At 71.3% G+C, this 16798-nt stretch carries 14 protein-coding genes; 6 read left to right on the plus strand and 8 right to left on the minus strand.

The annotated features are described in order from the left end of the window. Positions 1–1444: 1444 nt before the first annotated feature. From QQM67_RS24350 to QQM67_RS24370, 5 genes are all read right to left on the minus strand, one after another. Positions 1445–2356, minus strand: coding sequence for an ABC transporter ATP-binding protein (locus QQM67_RS24350; RefSeq protein ID WP_314176442.1), 912 nt, complete (start codon positions 2354–2356; stop codon positions 1445–1447). Between the two features lie 131 nt (positions 2357–2487). Further along, complete coding sequence (locus QQM67_RS24355) at positions 2488–3459, minus strand: ABC transporter ATP-binding protein (RefSeq protein ID WP_314176444.1); 972 nt, start codon at positions 3457–3459, stop codon at positions 2488–2490. Then, positions 3456–4319, minus strand: coding sequence for an ABC transporter permease (locus QQM67_RS24360; RefSeq protein WP_314176446.1), 864 nt, complete (start codon positions 4317–4319; stop codon positions 3456–3458). Before QQM67_RS24360 ends, QQM67_RS24355 begins: the two co-directional genes overlap by 4 nt. After that, positions 4316–5260: an ABC transporter permease gene (locus tag QQM67_RS24365; protein WP_314176448.1), complete on the minus strand. Its 945-nt coding sequence runs from the start codon at positions 5258–5260 to the stop codon at positions 4316–4318. The genes QQM67_RS24360 and QQM67_RS24365 overlap by 4 nt, the downstream gene beginning before the upstream one ends. Then, on the minus strand, positions 5260–6777 hold the full coding sequence (locus QQM67_RS24370) for an ABC transporter substrate-binding protein (protein WP_314176449.1): 1518 nt from the start codon (positions 6775–6777) through the stop codon (positions 5260–5262). Before QQM67_RS24370 ends, QQM67_RS24365 begins: the two co-directional genes overlap by 1 nt. 186 nt (positions 6778–6963) lie before the next feature. On the opposite strand from QQM67_RS24370, the gene QQM67_RS24375 reads away from it, so the two are divergent. Further along, positions 6964–7614 carry a DUF1028 domain-containing protein gene (locus QQM67_RS24375; RefSeq protein ID WP_314176451.1) on the plus strand — a complete coding sequence of 217 codons (651 nt, stop codon included), beginning with the start codon at positions 6964–6966 and terminating at the stop codon, positions 7612–7614. A gap of 130 nt (positions 7615–7744) precedes the next feature. Here the strand turns inward: QQM67_RS24375 and QQM67_RS24380 are convergent, their stop codons facing one another. Together QQM67_RS24380 and QQM67_RS24385 are read right to left on the minus strand one after the other, a co-directional pair. Next, positions 7745–8392 carry a helix-turn-helix domain-containing protein gene (locus QQM67_RS24380; RefSeq protein WP_314176452.1) on the minus strand — a complete coding sequence of 216 codons (648 nt, stop codon included), beginning with the start codon at positions 8390–8392 and terminating at the stop codon, positions 7745–7747. 244 nt (positions 8393–8636) lie between these two features. Further along, positions 8637–9164 (minus strand): hypothetical protein, encoded by a 528-nt coding sequence (locus tag QQM67_RS24385; RefSeq protein WP_314176454.1) that lies wholly within the window; start codon positions 9162–9164, stop codon positions 8637–8639. A 1895-nt stretch (positions 9165–11059) separates the two neighbouring features. On the opposite strand from QQM67_RS24385, the gene QQM67_RS24390 reads away from it, so the two are divergent. Then, complete coding sequence (locus QQM67_RS24390; protein ID WP_314176456.1) at positions 11060–11689, plus strand: GyrI-like domain-containing protein; 630 nt, start codon at positions 11060–11062, stop codon at positions 11687–11689. Positions 11690–11696: 7 nt separating this feature from the next. Here QQM67_RS24390 and QQM67_RS24395 read toward each other — a convergent pair whose 3' ends face one another. Next, the gene (locus QQM67_RS24395) at positions 11697–12134 is read right to left on the minus strand and encodes a hypothetical protein (RefSeq protein WP_314176458.1); all 438 of its coding nucleotides are present in this window, start codon (positions 12132–12134) and stop codon (positions 11697–11699) included. A 176-nt stretch (positions 12135–12310) separates the two neighbouring features. Between QQM67_RS24395 and QQM67_RS24400 the strand changes: the two genes are divergently transcribed. From QQM67_RS24400 to QQM67_RS24415, 4 genes are all read left to right on the plus strand, one after another. Then, positions 12311–13459: a sensor histidine kinase gene (locus QQM67_RS24400; protein ID WP_314176459.1), complete on the plus strand. Its 1149-nt coding sequence runs from the start codon at positions 12311–12313 to the stop codon at positions 13457–13459. A gap of 78 nt (positions 13460–13537) precedes the next feature. Next, positions 13538–14206 (plus strand): response regulator transcription factor, encoded by a 669-nt coding sequence (locus QQM67_RS24405; protein WP_314176460.1) that lies wholly within the window; start codon positions 13538–13540, stop codon positions 14204–14206. 130 nt (positions 14207–14336) lie between these two features. Then, positions 14337–14600, plus strand: a complete 264-nt coding sequence (locus tag QQM67_RS24410) for a hypothetical protein (RefSeq protein ID WP_314176461.1) — start codon at positions 14337–14339, stop codon at positions 14598–14600. Between the two features lie 2 nt (positions 14601–14602). After that, positions 14603–16774 (plus strand): MMPL family transporter, encoded by a 2172-nt coding sequence (locus QQM67_RS24415; RefSeq protein WP_314176462.1) that lies wholly within the window; start codon positions 14603–14605, stop codon positions 16772–16774. Positions 16775–16798 lie beyond the last annotated feature (24 nt).

A 16798-nucleotide genomic window follows, 5' to 3' on the forward strand; every position in this document is an offset into this window, starting at 1 on the left:
GCGGGCGGCGGTGCGGGAGCGGGAGCCTCGGGCGGCGGCCCGGCGGGCGGCGGTGCCGGTGCCGGACCTGGAGCCGGTGCGTCGGCCGGTGGCGGTGCCGGGGTGTCGGGGAGGCCGTCGGCTGCGTGTCGTTCGGGTTCTTCGACTGGTCCCGGCTGCGGCGGTGCGGGGGTGTCGGGGAGGCCGTCGGCTGCGTGTCGCTCTGGTTCGGCAACCGGCGCCGGTGCGGCCGGTGCCGGACCATTGCCCGGGCCTGGAGCCGGGCCCGGGCCATGAGCCGTTCCCGGATCGGGAGCGTCCGCCGAACCATTGCCCGGGCCGGGAGCCGGCCCGGGACCATGAGCCGTTCCCGGAGCCGGTGCATCGGCCGGCCCCGGACCCGGAGCCGGACGTGGTGCCGGACCCGGATCGTCAGCCGGAGCCTGGCCGGGGCCGTTGGCTGAACCGGGCGCTGGGCCGGGGCCGTTGGCCGGACCGGGAGCCGGACCTGGTGCCGGACCCGGATCGTCAGCCGGAGCCTGGCCGGGGTCGTTGACTGAACCGGGCGCCGGGCCGGGACCGTTGGCCGGACCCGGAGCTGGCCCTGGGTCATTCGCCGAGCCCGGAGCCGGGCCGGGACCGTTTGCCGGACCCGGAGCTGGACCGGGATCGTCAGCCGGAGCCTGGCCGGGGTCGTTGGCTGAACCGGGTGCTGGGCCGGGACCGTTGGCCGAACCGGGAGCTGTGCCCGGACCATTGGCCGGGCCTGGCGCTGGCCCGGAGTCGTTCCCCGGAGCCGGGCCGTCCGCCGAACCATTACCCGGGCCAGGAGCCGGCCCGGGACCATGAGCCGTTCCCGGAGCCGGATCGTTCCCCGGACCCGCGCCCGGCCCGGGCCCGTTCGCCGGACCCGCACCGTTTGCCGGACCCGGAGCTGGCCCCGGGCCATTCGCCGAGCCCGGAGCCGGGCCGTTCGCCGGACCCGCACCTGGAGCCGTGCCGGGACCGTTCCCCGGACCCGCGCCCGGCCCCGGCCCGTTCGCCGGGCCGGAGTCGTTCGCCGGGCCCGCGTCCGGCGTGCTCGTACTCGAGTCGGGACCGGACCCGGGCCCGGCGCCCGGCCCGGAGCCCGGGCCGGTGTCCGCGGCGGCCGACCCGGCGGCCGCGATGCTCGCTGCGAAGGCGCCCGCGATGATGAAGCCGCTGCGCTTGCCGATGGATCTTGGCAAACTCCGATTCTTTGGCTCTGATGGACGGCGGTGACGTCCTGCCATTCGTCTTCCTTTCCTCGGCCGGCGCGGTCGGCGCCGGTCTGGGGTCAGTTGCGCTGATGGAGCCTGATGAGCCGTGCATTGTCGCTACCTGCGTCGGCCGGCCTGCTGAGGTCGGCCGCCCGAACTCCTCCCGGCGCCGGGCTCGTTCAGCCGGTGCTCCCTTCTGGTTGAGGACCCGGCGCTGACGCCGGTCAGTGCACGAAGCGACGGAGCCGCTCCGGTGACAGCGAGTCGCCGGTGCGTACGCACCAGGCGACGTGGTCGCCGGAGACGGGGATCTGCGGGACCGGTTCGGCGCATTCGCCGACCGCCATGGGACAGCGGGTGCGGAACACGCAGCCGGACGGTGGATCGAGTGGGCTGGGCGGATCGCCGCCGAGCAGGATCCGCTCACGGTTCTTCTCCGTGGCCGGGTCCGTGTCGGGTACCGCGGACATGAGCGCCTGCGTGTACGGGTGCGCGGGCCGGGCGTACAGGTCGTCCGTGGCGCCTGTCTCCATGAGGCGGCCGAGGTACATGACGACGACGCGGTGGCTCATGTGCTCGACGGCGGCGAGGTCATGGGAGATGAACAGGTAGGTCAGCCCGAGTTCACTCTGCAACTCCCGGAGCAGGTTCATGATCTGCGCCTGGACCGAGACGTCGAGGGAGGCGGTCGATTCGTCCAGGACGATCAGATCCGGATCCGCCGCCAGGGCGCGTGCGATGCTCACGCGCTGGCGCTGACCGCCGGAGAGTTCGTGCGGGTACCGGGCGGCCGTCTCCTGCACGAGCCCCACGAGATCGAGGAGTTCGGCCACCCTGCGGTTGCGTTCGGCGCGCCCGGACAGCATCCGGTGCACGTCCATGGGCTCCCGTACGGTCGCACCCGCGGTGCGCCTCGGATCGAGCGAGGCGTACGGGTCCTGGAAGACCATCGCGATCCGTCTTCGCAACTCGCGTGCGGGGGCGCCTCGCACCGCCAGTACGTCCTCACCGCCGAGGTGGACCGTCCCCGACGTGGCCGGGACCAGACGGGTCAGCGCGTTGCCTATCGTCGACTTGCCGGACCCCGACTCGCCCACCAGACCCAGCGTCCGCCCGCGGTCGACGGCGAAGGACACGTCCTCGACCGCATGTACCCACGACCGGTGGCGTCCCTCTCGCGGGCCGGGGAACCGTACGCACAAGTTCCGCACATCCAGCAGCGGTTCGGACTGTGAGTCCTGGGCCTTGCCCGGACCTGGTTCGCTGTTCACTGGTCCTCCGGGCAGAACGTGCGGGTGTGGTGGCGGCGCCCGACCTCCACGAGATCCGGGACCTCGGTCTCGCACCTCGGGTCTCCCTTGACGGGACAACGGTCGAAGAAGACGCAGCCGGGCGGCGGTTCACGGGGATCGGGCGGTGTGCCCGGGACGGCCGTGAGCTGCTCGCGTCGCCCGCCGAGGATCGGACGTGCTCCCAGCAGGCCCCGTGTGTACGGGTGCGCGGGCGCGCTGTGCAGGGTCTCGACCGGTGCCTGCTCGACCACTTGCCCGCCGTACATCACGACGACGTCGTCGGCGAGACCGCCCACCACGGCGAGGTCGTGGCTGATCCAGACCACCGCCATGCCCGTGCGCTCCTGCCGTTCGCGCACGAGGTCCAGGATCTGCGCCTGCGTCGTGACGTCGAGTGCCGTGGTCGGCTCGTCCGCGACGAGGACGTCCGGTCCGCAGGAGAGCGCGATCGCGATCATCACCCGCTGCCGCATCCCGCCGGACAACTGGTGGGGGTAGGCGTCCAGTCGGCGATCGGGGTCGGGGATGCCGACCGTCTCCAGGAGTTCTCGCGCACTGTCGCGGGCCGCCCGCCGGGTGGCGCCGAGATGTTCCTCGATGCCCTCCGTGATCTGCCGTTCGACGGTGAGGAGCGGGTTGAGCGAGGTCATCGGGTCCTGGAAGACGAATCCGAGCCGCCGTCCCCGTATGCCTTCGAGTTCACGCCGGGAAAGCTTCAGCAGGTCCCGCCCGCCGAGCAGGGCGCTGCCGGTGACCGTCGCCGGCGGTGGGACGAGTCCGGCCGAGGCGAGCACCGTCATCGACTTGCCCGAGCCGGACTCGCCGACGACGCCGAGGGTCTGTCCGGCCTCCACGGACCAGGACACTCCTCGTACGACATGGGCGGCACGCCTGCCGCGGCCGAGGACGACGGTGAGGTCGCGTACGGCGAAACCGGGTGCCGTCATCGGCCCCTCCTGGACTCGATGACGGACCGCTGCCGGGGGTCGAGGACGTCGCGCAGCCCGTCGCCCACGAGGTTGAACGCCAGCACGGTGACGAAGATCGCGAGCCCCGGGAAGACGCTCATCCACCAGGCGTCCGTGAAGCCCTTGCCGTCGAAGAGCATCCGTCCCCAGGACGGTTGCGGCGGCTGTACGCCGAGCCCGAGGAAGGACAGCGCCGCCTCCGAGAGGATCGCGAACGCCAGGCTGAGCGAGGTCTGGACGATGACCGGGGCCGCGACGTTGGGCAGTACGTGGGCGCGGATGATGCGCAGCGGACCCGCACCGATGCTCACGGCGGCCTTCACGTACGGCTCCTCGCGCAGTGCCAGCGCGCTCGCGCGGGTGACGCGGGCGAAGACCGGTACGTACACCACGCCGATCGCCACCGTCGCGGTGGTCACCCCCGGCCCCAGCACCGCGACGATCGCGATGGCCAGAAGCATGATCGGGAACGCGAAGACCACATCGACGAGGCGCATGATCACGGTGTCGGCCCACCTCCGGAAGTAGCCGGCGACGAGACCGAGAACCACTCCGACGACCAGCGCTATGCCCACGCTGATCAGGCTGACCTGGAGCGAGACCCTGGCGGCGAGGACGACCCGGCTCAGGACGTCGCGTCCCAGGTCGTCGGTGCCGAACCAGTGCTCCGGGCTAGGCGGTCGGAGGGCTCGGGTGACGTCGACGGCGTTCGGGCCGTAAGGGGCGAGTTGCGGGCCGAGGAAGGCCAGGACCACGAGCAGGGCGACGACACCGAGCCCGGCCGCCGACACGGGGCGGCGCAGCAGATGGCTCCACGTGGAGAACGGACGGGCGCTCATCGGATCGATATCCTCGGGTCGATTCGCGCGTACAGCAGGTCGACGGCCGTGCTGACGAGCAGGAACAGCGCCGCGACCAGCAGCACCGCCCCCTGGACGACGGGATAGTCGCGTGCCGAGACGGCGTCGAACGTCAGCCGCCCCAACCCGGGCCAGGCGAAGACCACTTCGATGACGATGACGCCGCCCATGAGGACCGCCGCCTGCACGCCGATCACGGTGACGACGGGGACCATCGCATTGCGGACCACATGCCGCCTCGTCACGATGCGGCGCCGCAGCCCCTTGGCGCGGGCGGTGCGCGCGTGCTCGGAGCCGAGCGATTCGAGGACGGCGCTGCGTACGAAGCGGGTGATGATCGCTCCGGAGACGAGGCCCACCGCCGTCGCAGGCATGATCACCCTGGACAGCCAGCCCAGGGGGTCCTCGGTCAGCGGCACGTAACCGGACGGCGGCAGCCACCCGAGCGTGCTCGAGAACAGCAGGACGAACAGGATGCCCAGCCAGAAGTCGGGTACGGAGACCCCGAATTGGCTCACGACGCGCACGATCGTGTCGCTGATCCTCCCCTGGTGCGTCGCCGCGTAGACACCCAGCGGGAACGCGATCCCCACGGCGATGACCATCGCGGCGAACGCCAGCGACAGCGTCGCCGGCAGGCGTTCGAGCAGCACGAGCGTGACCGGTTCCCCCGTGCGGAAACTCACGCCCAGATCACCGGTGAAGGCGCTGCCCACGTAGTGGAAGTACTGGCTGACCAGAGGCCGGTCGAGTCCCGAAGCCGAACGCAGCGCCTGGTAGGACTCCGGCGTGTACTGCGTGCCCAGAGCGACCCGCACCGGGTCACCCGGAACGAGGTGCATCAGCGCGAAGACGACGACCGTCACCCCCAGCAGGACGACAACCGCGTGCCCGGCACGGGCCAGAGAGAAGCGCAGCATCAGTCGGCCAGCCTCACATCACGGAAACGGACGGCACCGTCGCTGCGGACCTCGTAGCCCTTCAACTGCGGTGCCCACGCCTGCACGACATCGGGGTTGTAGAGATAGATGTAGCTCGCGTCGTCGGCGATCTTCCGGGCCGCCTTCGCGTAACGCTTCTTGCGGGCCTTCTTCTCGGTCTCCTCCTGGCCCGCCTCCAGCAGCCGGTCGACCTCGGGGCTCGAGTACTTCTGGAAGTTGAAGTCGCCCTTGGAGTGGTGCTGGGCGTAGTAGAAGTCCTCCGGGTCCTGGCTGCCGAGCCATCCGAGCATCAGCATGTCGAATTCACCCTTGCCCTGCTTGTCCAGCCAGGTGGCGAATTCGACCTCGCGGGGCTTGACGGTGATCCCGATCTTCTCGAGCTGGGACGCGATCACCTGGCCCGCGATGACGGTCTCCGGGTACTCCTTGGTCACCAACATGTCGATCTTCAGGTCGTGTACGCCCGCCGCCGCGAGCAATTTGGCCGCGCGGCGCGTGTCGTGCGAATAGGGCGAATACGCGGTGTACCAGGGGTTGTTCTTCGGTATGGCCAGCTGGTTCACGGTCGCGTTGCCGTACTGCGTGGCCTGGACGATGGCCTTGCGGTCGATGCCGTAGGCGATGGCCCGTCTGACCCGCGGGTCGCCGAACGGCTTCCGCTTCTGATTGGCGGCCAGGTACCAGTAGTCGTTGCCCACGGCCGTGTCGAGCTTGAGGTCCTGGTTCTGCGAGACGCGCTCGACCTGCTGCGGCGGGATGTTGTCGGTCCAGTTGATCTCGCCCGCTTCCAGGTCCGCGAGGGCCGTCGTGGGCTCGGGTATGAACCGGAAGGTCAGCGACGGGACCTTCGGAGCGCCGCCCCACCAGTGGGAGTTGGCCTTCAGCCGGATCGACTCGCTGGGGTTGTAGTCGTCGAAGGAGAAGGGTCCGGTGCCGACGGGGTGCGTCTTGATCTTCCCGCTCTCGACGTTCTTCTTGTTGACGATGGCGAGCCCTTTGTGGCCGCCGATCCTGGAGAGCAAGTTGTAGACGGGCTTGTCGAGTTCGAGTACGACGGTCGAGTCGTCCGGTGCGGAGATGTCCTTGACGCCGTCGAATCTCCAGGCGTTCCCCAGCTTCTCGTCGATGATGCGCCGGTACGAGTAGACGACGTCGTCCGCGCCGAACTTGGAGCCGTCGTGCCAGGTGACGCCCTTGCGGAGTGTGAACGTCCAGGTGAGCCGGTCCTTGCTGACCTTCCAGCGCTTGGCCAGCGCCGGTCGCATCGTGAGGTTCTCGTCCGGCTCGACGAGTGTGTCGAAGGTGTTCTCAAGCACCTGGAAGGAGAAGTACGACGACGTGCGGTGCGGGTCGAGTTGATCGGGCTCGCCCGCGATCGCGGCCACGATTCCGGAGCCGTCCTTGCTGAGGCCGCGGTCCACTCCGGTGCCGGGCGAGCAGGCACCGAGCAGGGCCAACACCAGTGCGGCGCCTGCCCATCGGCTTAGCCGTCTCACGTCTTTCCTCCCCCGCTTCGGTCGACTGGTCGTCGGCACCTGTCATCATTATGATGAAGGAGCGTCATTATTGCGAAGCACGGCGGGCACGCTACGAACCTCCGCGAGCGCGGTCAAGACAGTGCCCGTAACCGTTACCGGGAGTTAACTGCGGGCGGCGGCCCGGCCGTTGAGAGAGGAAGACGTATGACCTATTCCCTGGTGGTACGGGACGGTGAAGGGAGCTTCGGCGTCGTCACCGCGTCGAAGTCCCTCGCCGTGGGCGCCTCCGTACCCGCCGTGGCCGCGGATGCGGGCGCCCTCGTGACGCAGGCCCACACCAACACGACGTTCGCCGAGCGTGGGATCGCGCAGCTGCGCGCCGGATCGGACGCGGCCCAGACGGTCCAGCACCTGATCTCCTCCGACCCGGGACGCTCCCTGCGGCAGCTCGCGGTGCTCGGTCCGGCGGGTGACGCCGCTGCGTGGACCGGTCCGGACTGCACGGATGCCGCGGGACATCTCCTCGGGCCCGGATGCGTGGCCGCCGGGAACTGTCTGAGCGGAACGCCGGTTCTCAGCTCCCTGCGGGACACATTCCTGGCCACGGCCGGCACGCTTGCGCATCGTCTGATCGCGGCGCTCGCCAGCGGCGAGGAAGCCGGTGGGGACCATCGCGGCAGGCAGAGCGCGGCACTGCGCGTCGTCGGCCCGGCCGACGACGGCAGCCTCCGCAGCGCGGCCCGCGTCGACCTGCGAGTGGACGATCACGATGACCCGGTGGGCGAACTGCGCCGTCTCCTCGCACTGCACGACGTCTTCACCGGCGCGGCGGACCCGTCCCCACGCGGGCGCTGAAAGCGGTGGCCATGCGCCGGACGGTCCACGGCGAGCCCCCGAACTCGGCCCGCCCCACGGCCAGTCCGGCGCCGCGCTGCTGAACGACCCACCCGTGAGGGGCCGGTCAGAAGGCGGGTCAGAAGGCCGGTCAGAAGGCCAGGGGAATGACCGATCCGAGCACCACAGTGGTCTCCTTCCCGGGGTTGGCCCACCAGTGGGCCGCCGTGCAGTCATAGGTGATCGTGTCCCCCTGCGACAGGTCGACGACCTCCTGGCCGACGCTCACCCTGAGCCGGCCCGACAGCACGACGACACACTCCTGACCCAGATGGCGATAGGAACGTCCCTCATTGCTGAACCCCGGAGGCACCTCGCTCCGGATCACCTGAAGACGTCCGCCCGACGGAGTCAGCAGCTCGCGCAGGACCTGCAGATCACGTGTGTCATCGCTGGACGCGGGCAGCCGGGGCCCGAGACCGGCGCGGACGACGTGGTGATCGGGCTGGGCCGCCCCCTGGAGCAACTGCACCAGCGGGATGCTGAGTGCGGCGGCCAGACGCTGCAACGTCTGGAGGGAGGGATTGCCCTGACCGCGTTCGAGCTGGCTCAGCGCGCCCGTGCTCACGCCCGCGCGGGACGCGAGTGCTTCGACGGTCATGCCCAGGAGGCGCCGCGTCGAACGGACGGTCGTCCCGATCGTTTCGAGTTCGCCGTCACCGTCTCCGGCGGGAGCGAACCGGGACTCAGCGAACTCCCCCGCTGAACCGCCTGATTCCCCGTCGGGTTTCCTCGGCATCGCTCACCCCTCGGTACACCGCTCCGGTCGGACGCCCTCATGAACGCCTCAGGATTCTATGCGTCCGCGGTGGCGCGCCGGCATGACGATCAGGGTCCGCCCGCACGTTCGGCTCCTCCGGCCGCCCGGCCTCCGGGCGGCCGGAGAAACGGTGCGTGCGCCCCCCTACGGATGCTGATCCGATGCGGGGTGAACAGCCGGGTGCCACAGCCGGGTGAACGGCTGTGGCACCGAGAGCGTGCGGTCAGGTCCCTTCCCTCCCGGGGAGGTTCGCTTTGGCCACACCGTTGTCGCCGACCAGGTCGCCCAGCTCGTCCGTCGAAACACGCTTCCAGTCCGACGTGCCCCAGCCATTGATGCCGTTCACGGTTCCCACGGTCCGCTTTCGAACCTCGTACTGATACCGGTAGTTCACACGCGTGACGGGCTGACCGTCCGGCGTGACCATCTGCTGGGTTTCCACCGGTTCCAACCCGACCGCTCGAACCTGGTAACTCTCGTTCACGGAGACGTCGACGGAACCGAGTTTGCCCGGCGCTTTGATGCTGCCGCCGCGGTAAGCCGGCTCGTACGTGGCCGGTTCCTTCACGGGGATGCTGATCGTCTGACCCTTGATGTTGGGGTGCCACGCGCTCAACAGCCCGTTCTCCCAGCTGGCTTCCGGCAGGGCGGCCGTAGCGGGTTGGGGAACGTGGCCCGGGACGTATACCTGGGCCGTATCCGGAGAAGAGAGGCTTCCACTCGGGCTCGGCGGAAGCTTGTAGGCCTCCACCCCGGGCACCTCATACGTCGGGACGAGGACGTCCGGCCCCTGCTGGTATATCGGCCTGGGGAGGTTTCCCGGGGCCGTCGGCGGCGGACCGGCGGGTGCCGGAGCCGGAGCGGCCGGGAGGCCGTCGGCAGCGTGACGCTCGGGTTCCGCAACCGGTCCCGGGGCCGGGGCGGGCGGGGCTCCGAGCAGGCCGCCGAGGTCGGTCGGCGCGATGGTTTCCGGCGGCGGACCGGCAGGCACGGGACCGGCGGGCGCCGGAGCGGGAGTCCCATTGGCCGGGGGAGGACCCGCCGGTGCGGGAGCCGGGCCCTGGGCGGGCGGCGGAGGACCGGCAGGCGCCGGGCCCGCGGGTGCCGGGGCCGGAGCGGCCGGGAGGCCGTCGGCAGCGTGACGCTCGGGTTCCGCAACCGGCCCCGGGGCCGGGGCGGGCGGGGCTCCGAGCAGGCCGCCGAGGTCGGTCGGCGCGATGGTTTCCGGCGGCGGACCCGCAGGCGCCGGACTGGCAGGCGCCGGACTGGCAGGCGCCGGAGCCCCGTTGGCCGGGGGAGGACCCGCCGGTGCGGGAGCCGGACCCTGGGCGGGCGGTTGCGCGACACCCTGGTCGTCGAGGTTCTGGAATGCCTGTGGGTCGGAGGAGCCGGTGGGTGCGGACGGTGCCGGGGCGACCTCAGCGGGCGGCGGTGCCGGGGCCTCGGCAGGTGGCGGGGGAGCGGCGGGTGCCGGGGCTGGGGCCTCATGTGCGGGACCTGGTGCGGGTGCCGGGGGCGGTGCCGGAGCGTCAGCGGGCGGCGGAGCCGGGGCGTTACTGGCGGGCGCGGGCGGCGGTGCCGGGGCCTCGGCAGGTGGCGGGGGAGCGGCGGGTGCCGGGGCTGGGGCCTCATGTGCGGGACCCGGTGCCGGTGCCGGGGGCGGTGCCGGAGCGTCAGCGGGCGGCGGAGCCGGGGCGTTACTGGCGGGCTCAGACGGCGGAGCCGGGGCGTCAGCAGGCGGCGCCACCAGTGCCGAGAGAGCTTCGACGGGTGACGGTGCCGGGCCGTCGCCGACCGACGATGCCGGACCGTCGGCCCCACGCGCCGACGGTGGGGAGAACACGCTGGTGCTGTGCTGGTCGGACACTGTCCTTGACCCGTCCTCATTGTTCCGGACGGTGATCTGGGTGTTGCTCGACCTCGGTCCGTCGTGTGAGGTCCCCCCGCCTGTGCTGGTCTGCTGGGCGCTCACACCGCCGACGTTCCCCGGGGTCGCCTTGGTGCTCGATCTGACGCTGCCCTGAGCGCTCGTACTCGAATCCGGGGCGCTCGCACTTGAGTTGGATCCGGGCCCGGAGTCGTCCGCGGCTGCCGTTCCGGCCGCCACGACACTCGCGACGACGGCACCCGCGAGGACGAATCCACTGCGCAGGGCGACAGATCCCGGCGAACGGCGTTTCTTCGGCTCTGCTGGAGGGCGGTGACGTTCTGTCATTCGTCTTCCTTTCCTCGGCCGGCGCGGTCGCCGCCGGTTTGGGGGTTTGCCGTGCTTCTACGAAGTGATTCGTGCCGGATGCGAACCGTCGGCCCGGAACCCGCCTGTGCGGGAAGCGTGGTGCGATGCGGCTCCGGGCGAGCACGCGCCGGGCAGGGCCAATACGATTGCGGCGCCTGCCCATCGGCTCAGCCGTCTCACGCCTGTCCTCCCCCGCTTCGTGCCACTGGTCGCCGGCACTCCAGCCGTCATCAATATGATGAAGCAGCGTCATTATTGCGAAGCACGGCGGGCACGTTACGAACCCCGGCGAGCCCGGTCAAGACTGGGCCCGTAACTGTCACCCGGAGTTAACTGGAGGCGGCTGCCCGGCCGTTCGGAGAGGAAGACGTGACCGATTCCGACCGTGTGACGACGAGCCGGGGTACCGGATGACCGACAAGACCGACTTCAAGAAGACCCTCGACGGCTACCGGGCGAAGCGAGGCGAGTTCCGGGTTCTGCACGTGCCCGCCATGCAGTACTTGATGGCTGACGGGCACGGCGATCCGAACACCTCACCGGCCTTCGCCGAGGCGCTCGGAGCGCTGTACCCGGTGGCGTACAAGCTGAAGTTCGCCAGCAAGCGAGATCTCGAACGCGACTATGTCGTCCCGCCGTTGGAGGGCCTGTGGTGGGCCGAGGACATGGACTCCTTCACGGCCTCGCGTGACAAGTCCCGGTGGAAGTGGACGATGATGCTCATGGTCCCCGGCTGGATCGACCAGAGCATGTTCGAAGCCGCCGTCGACCAGGCCGGAGCCAAGGCTCGTCCCGTACGTCTCGGCGACGTCCGCCTTGAACCACTGTCCGAGGGGCAGTGCGTGCAGACGCTGCACGTCGGGTCGTTCGACGACGAGGCCGCGGTCCTCGAGCGAATGCACCACGAGTTCATCCCCGGCCACGGCCTTCGCATGGACGGCAAGCACCACGAGATCTACCTCAGCGACTTCCGCAAGGTCGCCGCCGGGCGTCTGCGCACCATCCTCAGGCAGCCCGTCCTCGGCGGAACGGCCAGTTGAACCGAGATCACGCCCCCTGGCCCCGTCGCACCCGTACTGCGCGCACGCCCAGTGCGCAGGCGCCGCAGAGCGCGCCCCACACCGCGTTGACGGCGAGGACCGGCACGATCGCCTGGGGATGCGCGAGGGGACCCTCCAACTTCCCGAGGAGCAGGGGCGAGAGCACACCGCTGAGCACGATGGAGCTCACCGCGTAGACGAGCCCGGCCGCCACGAGGGTCGTCAGCGGGTCGCGCACCCTCGCGAGGGCACCGGCACCGATCCACACCACGGAGATCACCGCCGTGAGGATGAGCGGTGTGGCCGGTGCGCCGAGGTCTCCTGTCAGACCGGTGATCGAGAACAGCGGCCGGATCAGCGCGACGGCTCCCAGCGCGGCCGCCAGCGGCCAGTGGGGGCGGCGCAGCAGCGGCAAGGCCGAGGGCTTGTGCTCCGAGGTGTTCATGCCGCCGAGGATCGGCCGCCGTCCTGTTCCACCGCGTCGCCTCCGGGTGGGCACCTGTCCTGCACCCGGCGTTGCGGCACCTTGGGGTCCCGTACATCCGTGGTCGTACACCGGCCCGCGCAGATGTCGCCTTCCGGCCGACGGTACGGGTCGTGGCGTCTGCCTAGGCTGGCCCTATGGCACGTGACGGCATACCCGGGCTGTGGCCGCTGCACGGTCGTGCGGCGGACCTGGCGCTCGCGTGCGCGGTCCTGCTGCCCGTGGCCGTCTGGAGCGCGGCCCCGCTGATCCGCAACCCTGCGGAGCCCTGGCCCACGACCGTTCTCGGCTGGCTGCTGATCGTGGCCTCGTGCGGGGCGCTGTACTTCCGGCGCCGGAATTCCGTGGCGTCCGCGCTGTTCATCCTGGCCGCCACCACCGTCTACTACCTCACCAGCGAGTACGACGGTCCGCTGATGGTCGTGGTGATCGTGGCGCTCTACTCCGTGGCCGTCGACGGGCGGCTGCGTGCGGCCGTCGCCATGTCGGCGGCCGTCGTGATCGGTGTCGGCGTCGGGACGCTGGCAGGCAACGACGACATCAACAGCATCGCCATCTTCATGCTCGCCGGATGGCTGGTGGCCGTGGTCGCGCTCGGCACCATGCGGCACGGGCGGTTCGCATACGCGGAGGAGGAGGCGCGGCGACGGGCCACCGAGGAGCGGCTGCGGATCGCCCACGAACTGCACGACGTCATCGGGCACAACATCTCCCTGATCAACGTGCAGGCCGCCGCCGCACTGCACCGGCTGAAGAGGGATCCGGGGCAGGCCGGAGAGGCCCTCACCGCGATCAAGGAGAGCAGCCGGGAGGCGCTGCGCGAGCTGCGCACCACGCTCGGCGTGCTGCGCCGGGTCGACGAGGACGCCCCGAGGCAGCCGCCGCCCGGCCTCGCCCGCCTCGACGAGCTGGTGGCGGCGGCGAGACCGGCCGGGCTGGACGTGCGGGTGCACGACGCGCGGCGGGAACGGGCGCTGCCCGCCGCGGTGGACCTCGCCGCGTTCCGGATCGTGCAGGAGTCGCTGACCAATGTGACCCGGCACGCGCGCGGTGCCACTGTGGTGGACGTGCGGCTGGACATAACCGGCCATGAGCTCTCGCTGGCAGTCGAGGACGACGGGGACACGGCGGACGCGGGGGACCGCCGGGCCGGAGGCCGCGGCTTCGAGGGCAGCGGCGTCAAGGGGATGCGGGAGCGGGCGGCCTCGCTCGGCGGTGAACTCTCGGCGGGGCCGGGGGCGCGCGGTGGATTCGCCGTCACCGCCCGTATCCCGTACGAGAATTGAGCCGGGCCCTTCACCGGCCGCCCCCTTCGTCTCAACCACTCGCCGACCGCGTACCGCCAGATCGGAGCCGGACTTCCCATGATCAAGGTCCTGCTGGCCGACGACCAGCGCCTGGTGCGCGCCGGATTCCGCTCGATCCTCCGGGACGAGGACGACATCAGCGTGGTCGGCGAGGTGAGCGACGGCGAGGAGGCCGTGGCCCGGTGCCGCGAACTGCGGCCCGACGTCGTCCTGATGGACATCCGGATGCCGGGCGTGGACGGTCTCGAGGCGTCCCGCCGGATCGGGGCCGACCCGGCCCTCGCCGGGGTGCGGGTCGTCATCCTCACCACGTTCGACCTGGACGAGTACATCTACGCGGCGCTGCGCGCCGGGGCCACGGGCTTCCTCGTCAAGGACACCGAACCCGAGGAACTGCTGCGGGCGGTACGGGTCGCCGCCCTCGGTGACGCGCTGATCAGCCCCTCCATCACGCGGCGGCTGATCGCGGAGTTCGCCGGCCGGGTCAGGGCGCCGGAGCCGGGCCCGCTGCTGAACGCGCTGACCGAGCGGGAGCGCGAGGTGATGGAGCTGGTGGCGGCGGGGCTGAGCAACGACGAGATCGCGGGGCGGCTGGTGCTGAGCCCGGCCACCGCCAAGACGCACGTCAGCCGGATCATGTCGAAGCTCGGCGCGCGCGACCGCTCCCAACTCGTCGTCATGGCCTACGAGTCCGGGATGGTCAGCCCCGGCTGGCTGGGGGACTGACCTGCCGGACCCGAGGCGCCCTGCCGCGACCCCGGGTGTACGCGGCTGCCTGGCCCGCAACCGCTGGGGTAGCGCAGGTGTCCGCTCCGGGCGGATGTCCGCGGCCGTGCCGGCGCCGCACGCTCCAGGCATGAGCACACCGTTGACACCTTCCGTACGTGCCAGGGCCGCGGCCGCCCTGGTGGGCCTGCTGATCGGCGCAGCCGCGGGCGTACTGCTGACCGAGACCGTGGCCGCCTTCCTCGCCCTGGTCCTGGACCGCGCCCCCGATGTCGATGGCAGCGCCGGGCTGCTGGCCCTTTTCATCGCCGTGCCGGTCCTGTGCGGCGTCGCCGGTTCGGTGATCGGCGCGCGCCGGTACGGCCGCCCCGCGCGGCAGAACGGCGGCTGGTGATCATGGCCGTACCGCAGGGCACGACCACGACCGGCGGCTCCGCACCGACCGCCGCCTCGCAGGGCGTCTTCGGACGCCTCGCCGGCTGGTCCCAGCGGCATCGCTGGGGCGCCGTACTGCTGTGGGTGCTGGTGGTGGCCGCGATCACGGCCGGCTCCCAGGTCGCCGGCAGCGACTACCGCAACGACTTCACGCTGCCCGGCACCGACTCGCAGGCGGCGACCGACCTGATGGAGCGGCGCAGTCCGGCGCAGGCCGGGGACAGCGTCCAGATCGTCCTCAAGGACGCGCGGGGCATCGGGAAACGCGAGGCCGGTGTGGAGCGGATGCTCGACCGGGTGCGCGGTCTGCCGGGCGTCGCGGACGTGCGCAGTCCCTTCGCCGACGCCTCGGCCGTCTCCCGGGACGGCACGATCGGCTACGCCACGGTGACCCTCGATGACAAGGCGCAGAACGTGCCCAAGGCCGACGTCGCCGGAATCATCGACACCGCGCAGGCGGCAGGCGGGGACGGGCTGCGCGTGGAAGTCGGCGGCGACGCCGTGCGCGGAGCCGAGGAGGAAGCGGGCGGCTCGGCGGAAGGGGCGGGCATGCTCGCCGCGCTCGTCGTCCTCGTGCTGCTCTTCGGCTCGCTCGTGGCGGCCGCGCTGCCGCTCGTGACCGCTCTGTTCGCGGTCGGAGGCGCGATCGGGCTGACCGCCCTGGCCTCCCATCTGTTCACCGTCGCCGACTTCACGCCGCCGATCATGATGCTGGTGGGACTGGGCGTCGGCGTCGACTACGCGCTGCTGATCTTCTTCCGCTACCGGGACGAACTCACCCGCGGCGCCGACCACTTGGCCGCCGCCCGGCTGGCCCTGGACGCGGCGGGCCGCACCGTCTTCTTCGCCGGCTGCACCGTGATCATCGCGCTGCTGGGGCTGGTGGCGCTCGGCCTCGGTTCGCTGCAAGGGGTGGCCCTGGCGGTGGCGCTGACGGTCCTGGTCACGATGGCCGCCTCGCTGGTCCTGCTGCCCGCCCTGCTCGGGCTGTTCGGCCGGCGGATCGGGCGCCACGTGATGAAGCGCGCCGCGAAGTCGGAGGCCAAGGGCAGGGAAGAAGGCCGCCGCTGGCGGCGGTTGGCGGCCGGAGTGCAGCGGCGTCCTCTCTCCGCGCTGCTCGCCGCGGTCGTGGCGCTCCTCGCGCTGTCCGCTCCGGCGCTGGGGATACGGCTCGGCTTCGCGGACGCCGGGAACGACCCCGCCGCCTCGACCAGCAGGCAGGCGTACGACCTCCTCGCCGAGGGCTTCGGCCCCGGTTTCAACGGTCCGCTGATCGTCGTGGCCGACGGCGACCGGGCGGCGGGCGAGGCGGCCCGGCGGGCACTCGCCGGCGCCGACGGCGTCGCCGCGGCCAGCCCCGCGCTGCCCTCCCGGGACGGCGGGCTCAGCACGGTCGTCGTCTTCCCGGAGACCGCTCCGCAGGACGAGGGCACCACCGGTCTCGTGCACCGGCTCCGGGACGACGTGCTGCCGCCGCTGGAGCGGGAGACGGGCGCGGAGTTCCTGGTCGGCGGATCCACCGCCGCGACACAGGACTTCGCCGACAGCGTCGCGGAACGGATGCCGCTCTTCGTGGCGATCGTCGTGGGGATGTCCTCGCTGCTGCTGGTGCTGGTCTTCCGCTCGGTGCTGATCCCCCTCAAGGCGGCGCTGCTGAACCTGCTGAGCATCTCCGCGGCGCTGGGCGTGATCACGCTGGTCTTCCAGGAGGGCTGGTTCGGGGTGCAGCCGGGTCCCGTCGAGGCGTTCATCCCCGTGATGATCTTCGCGATCGTCTTCGGGCTCTCGATGGACTACGAGGTCTTCCTGATCTCCCGTATCCACGAGGAATGGGCGCGTACGAAGGACCACGGCCACGCGGTCCGCGAGGGTCTGGCCGCCACCGGCAAGGTGATCACCGCGGCGGCGGTCATCATGATCGTGGTGTTCGCGGCCTTCGTCCTCAGCCCTAACCGCATGCTGCAACAGTTCGGCCTGGGCCTCGCGGTGGCGATCCTGCTGGACGCGCTGGTCATCCGCTGTCTGATCGTGCCCGCCGCGATGCAACTGCTGGGCCGCCGTGCCTGGTGGCTCCCGGCGCCGCTCGGCCGCCGGCTGCCGGAGGTGGCGCTGGAGCGTCCGGACGGTCGCTGACTGACTCCGTACGCAAGCGGCGCC

The organism is Streptomyces winkii (genome assembly GCF_032248595.1).
Taxonomy (GTDB): domain Bacteria; phylum Actinomycetota; class Actinomycetes; order Streptomycetales; family Streptomycetaceae; genus Streptomyces; species Streptomyces winkii.

Bases quoted from the DNA above. Each gene is read 5' to 3' on its own strand.
- QQM67_RS24355 (WP_314176444.1), bottom strand. From the start codon at position 3,459: ATGACGGCACCCGGTTTCGCCGTACGCGACCTCACCGTCGTCCTCGGC.
- QQM67_RS24360 (WP_314176446.1), bottom strand. From the start codon at position 4,319: ATGAGCGCCCGTCCGTTCTCCACGTGGAGCCATCTGCTGCGCCGCCCC.
- QQM67_RS24365 (WP_314176448.1), bottom strand. From the start codon at position 5,260: ATGCTGCGCTTCTCTCTGGCCCGTGCCGGGCACGCGGTTGTCGTCCTG.
- QQM67_RS24375 (WP_314176451.1), top strand. From the start codon at position 6,964: ATGACCTATTCCCTGGTGGTACGGGACGGTGAAGGGAGCTTCGGCGTC.
- QQM67_RS24380 (WP_314176452.1), bottom strand. From the start codon at position 8,392: ATGCCGAGGAAACCCGACGGGGAATCAGGCGGTTCAGCGGGGGAGTTC.
- QQM67_RS24390 (WP_314176456.1), top strand. From the start codon at position 11,060: ATGACCGACAAGACCGACTTCAAGAAGACCCTCGACGGCTACCGGGCG.
- QQM67_RS24395 (WP_314176458.1), bottom strand. From the start codon at position 12,134: ATGAACACCTCGGAGCACAAGCCCTCGGCCTTGCCGCTGCTGCGCCGC.
- QQM67_RS24400 (WP_314176459.1), top strand. From the start codon at position 12,311: ATGGCACGTGACGGCATACCCGGGCTGTGGCCGCTGCACGGTCGTGCG.
- QQM67_RS24405 (WP_314176460.1), top strand. From the start codon at position 13,538: ATGATCAAGGTCCTGCTGGCCGACGACCAGCGCCTGGTGCGCGCCGGA.
- QQM67_RS24410 (WP_314176461.1), top strand. From the start codon at position 14,337: ATGAGCACACCGTTGACACCTTCCGTACGTGCCAGGGCCGCGGCCGCC.
- QQM67_RS24415 (WP_314176462.1), top strand. From the start codon at position 14,603: ATGGCCGTACCGCAGGGCACGACCACGACCGGCGGCTCCGCACCGACC.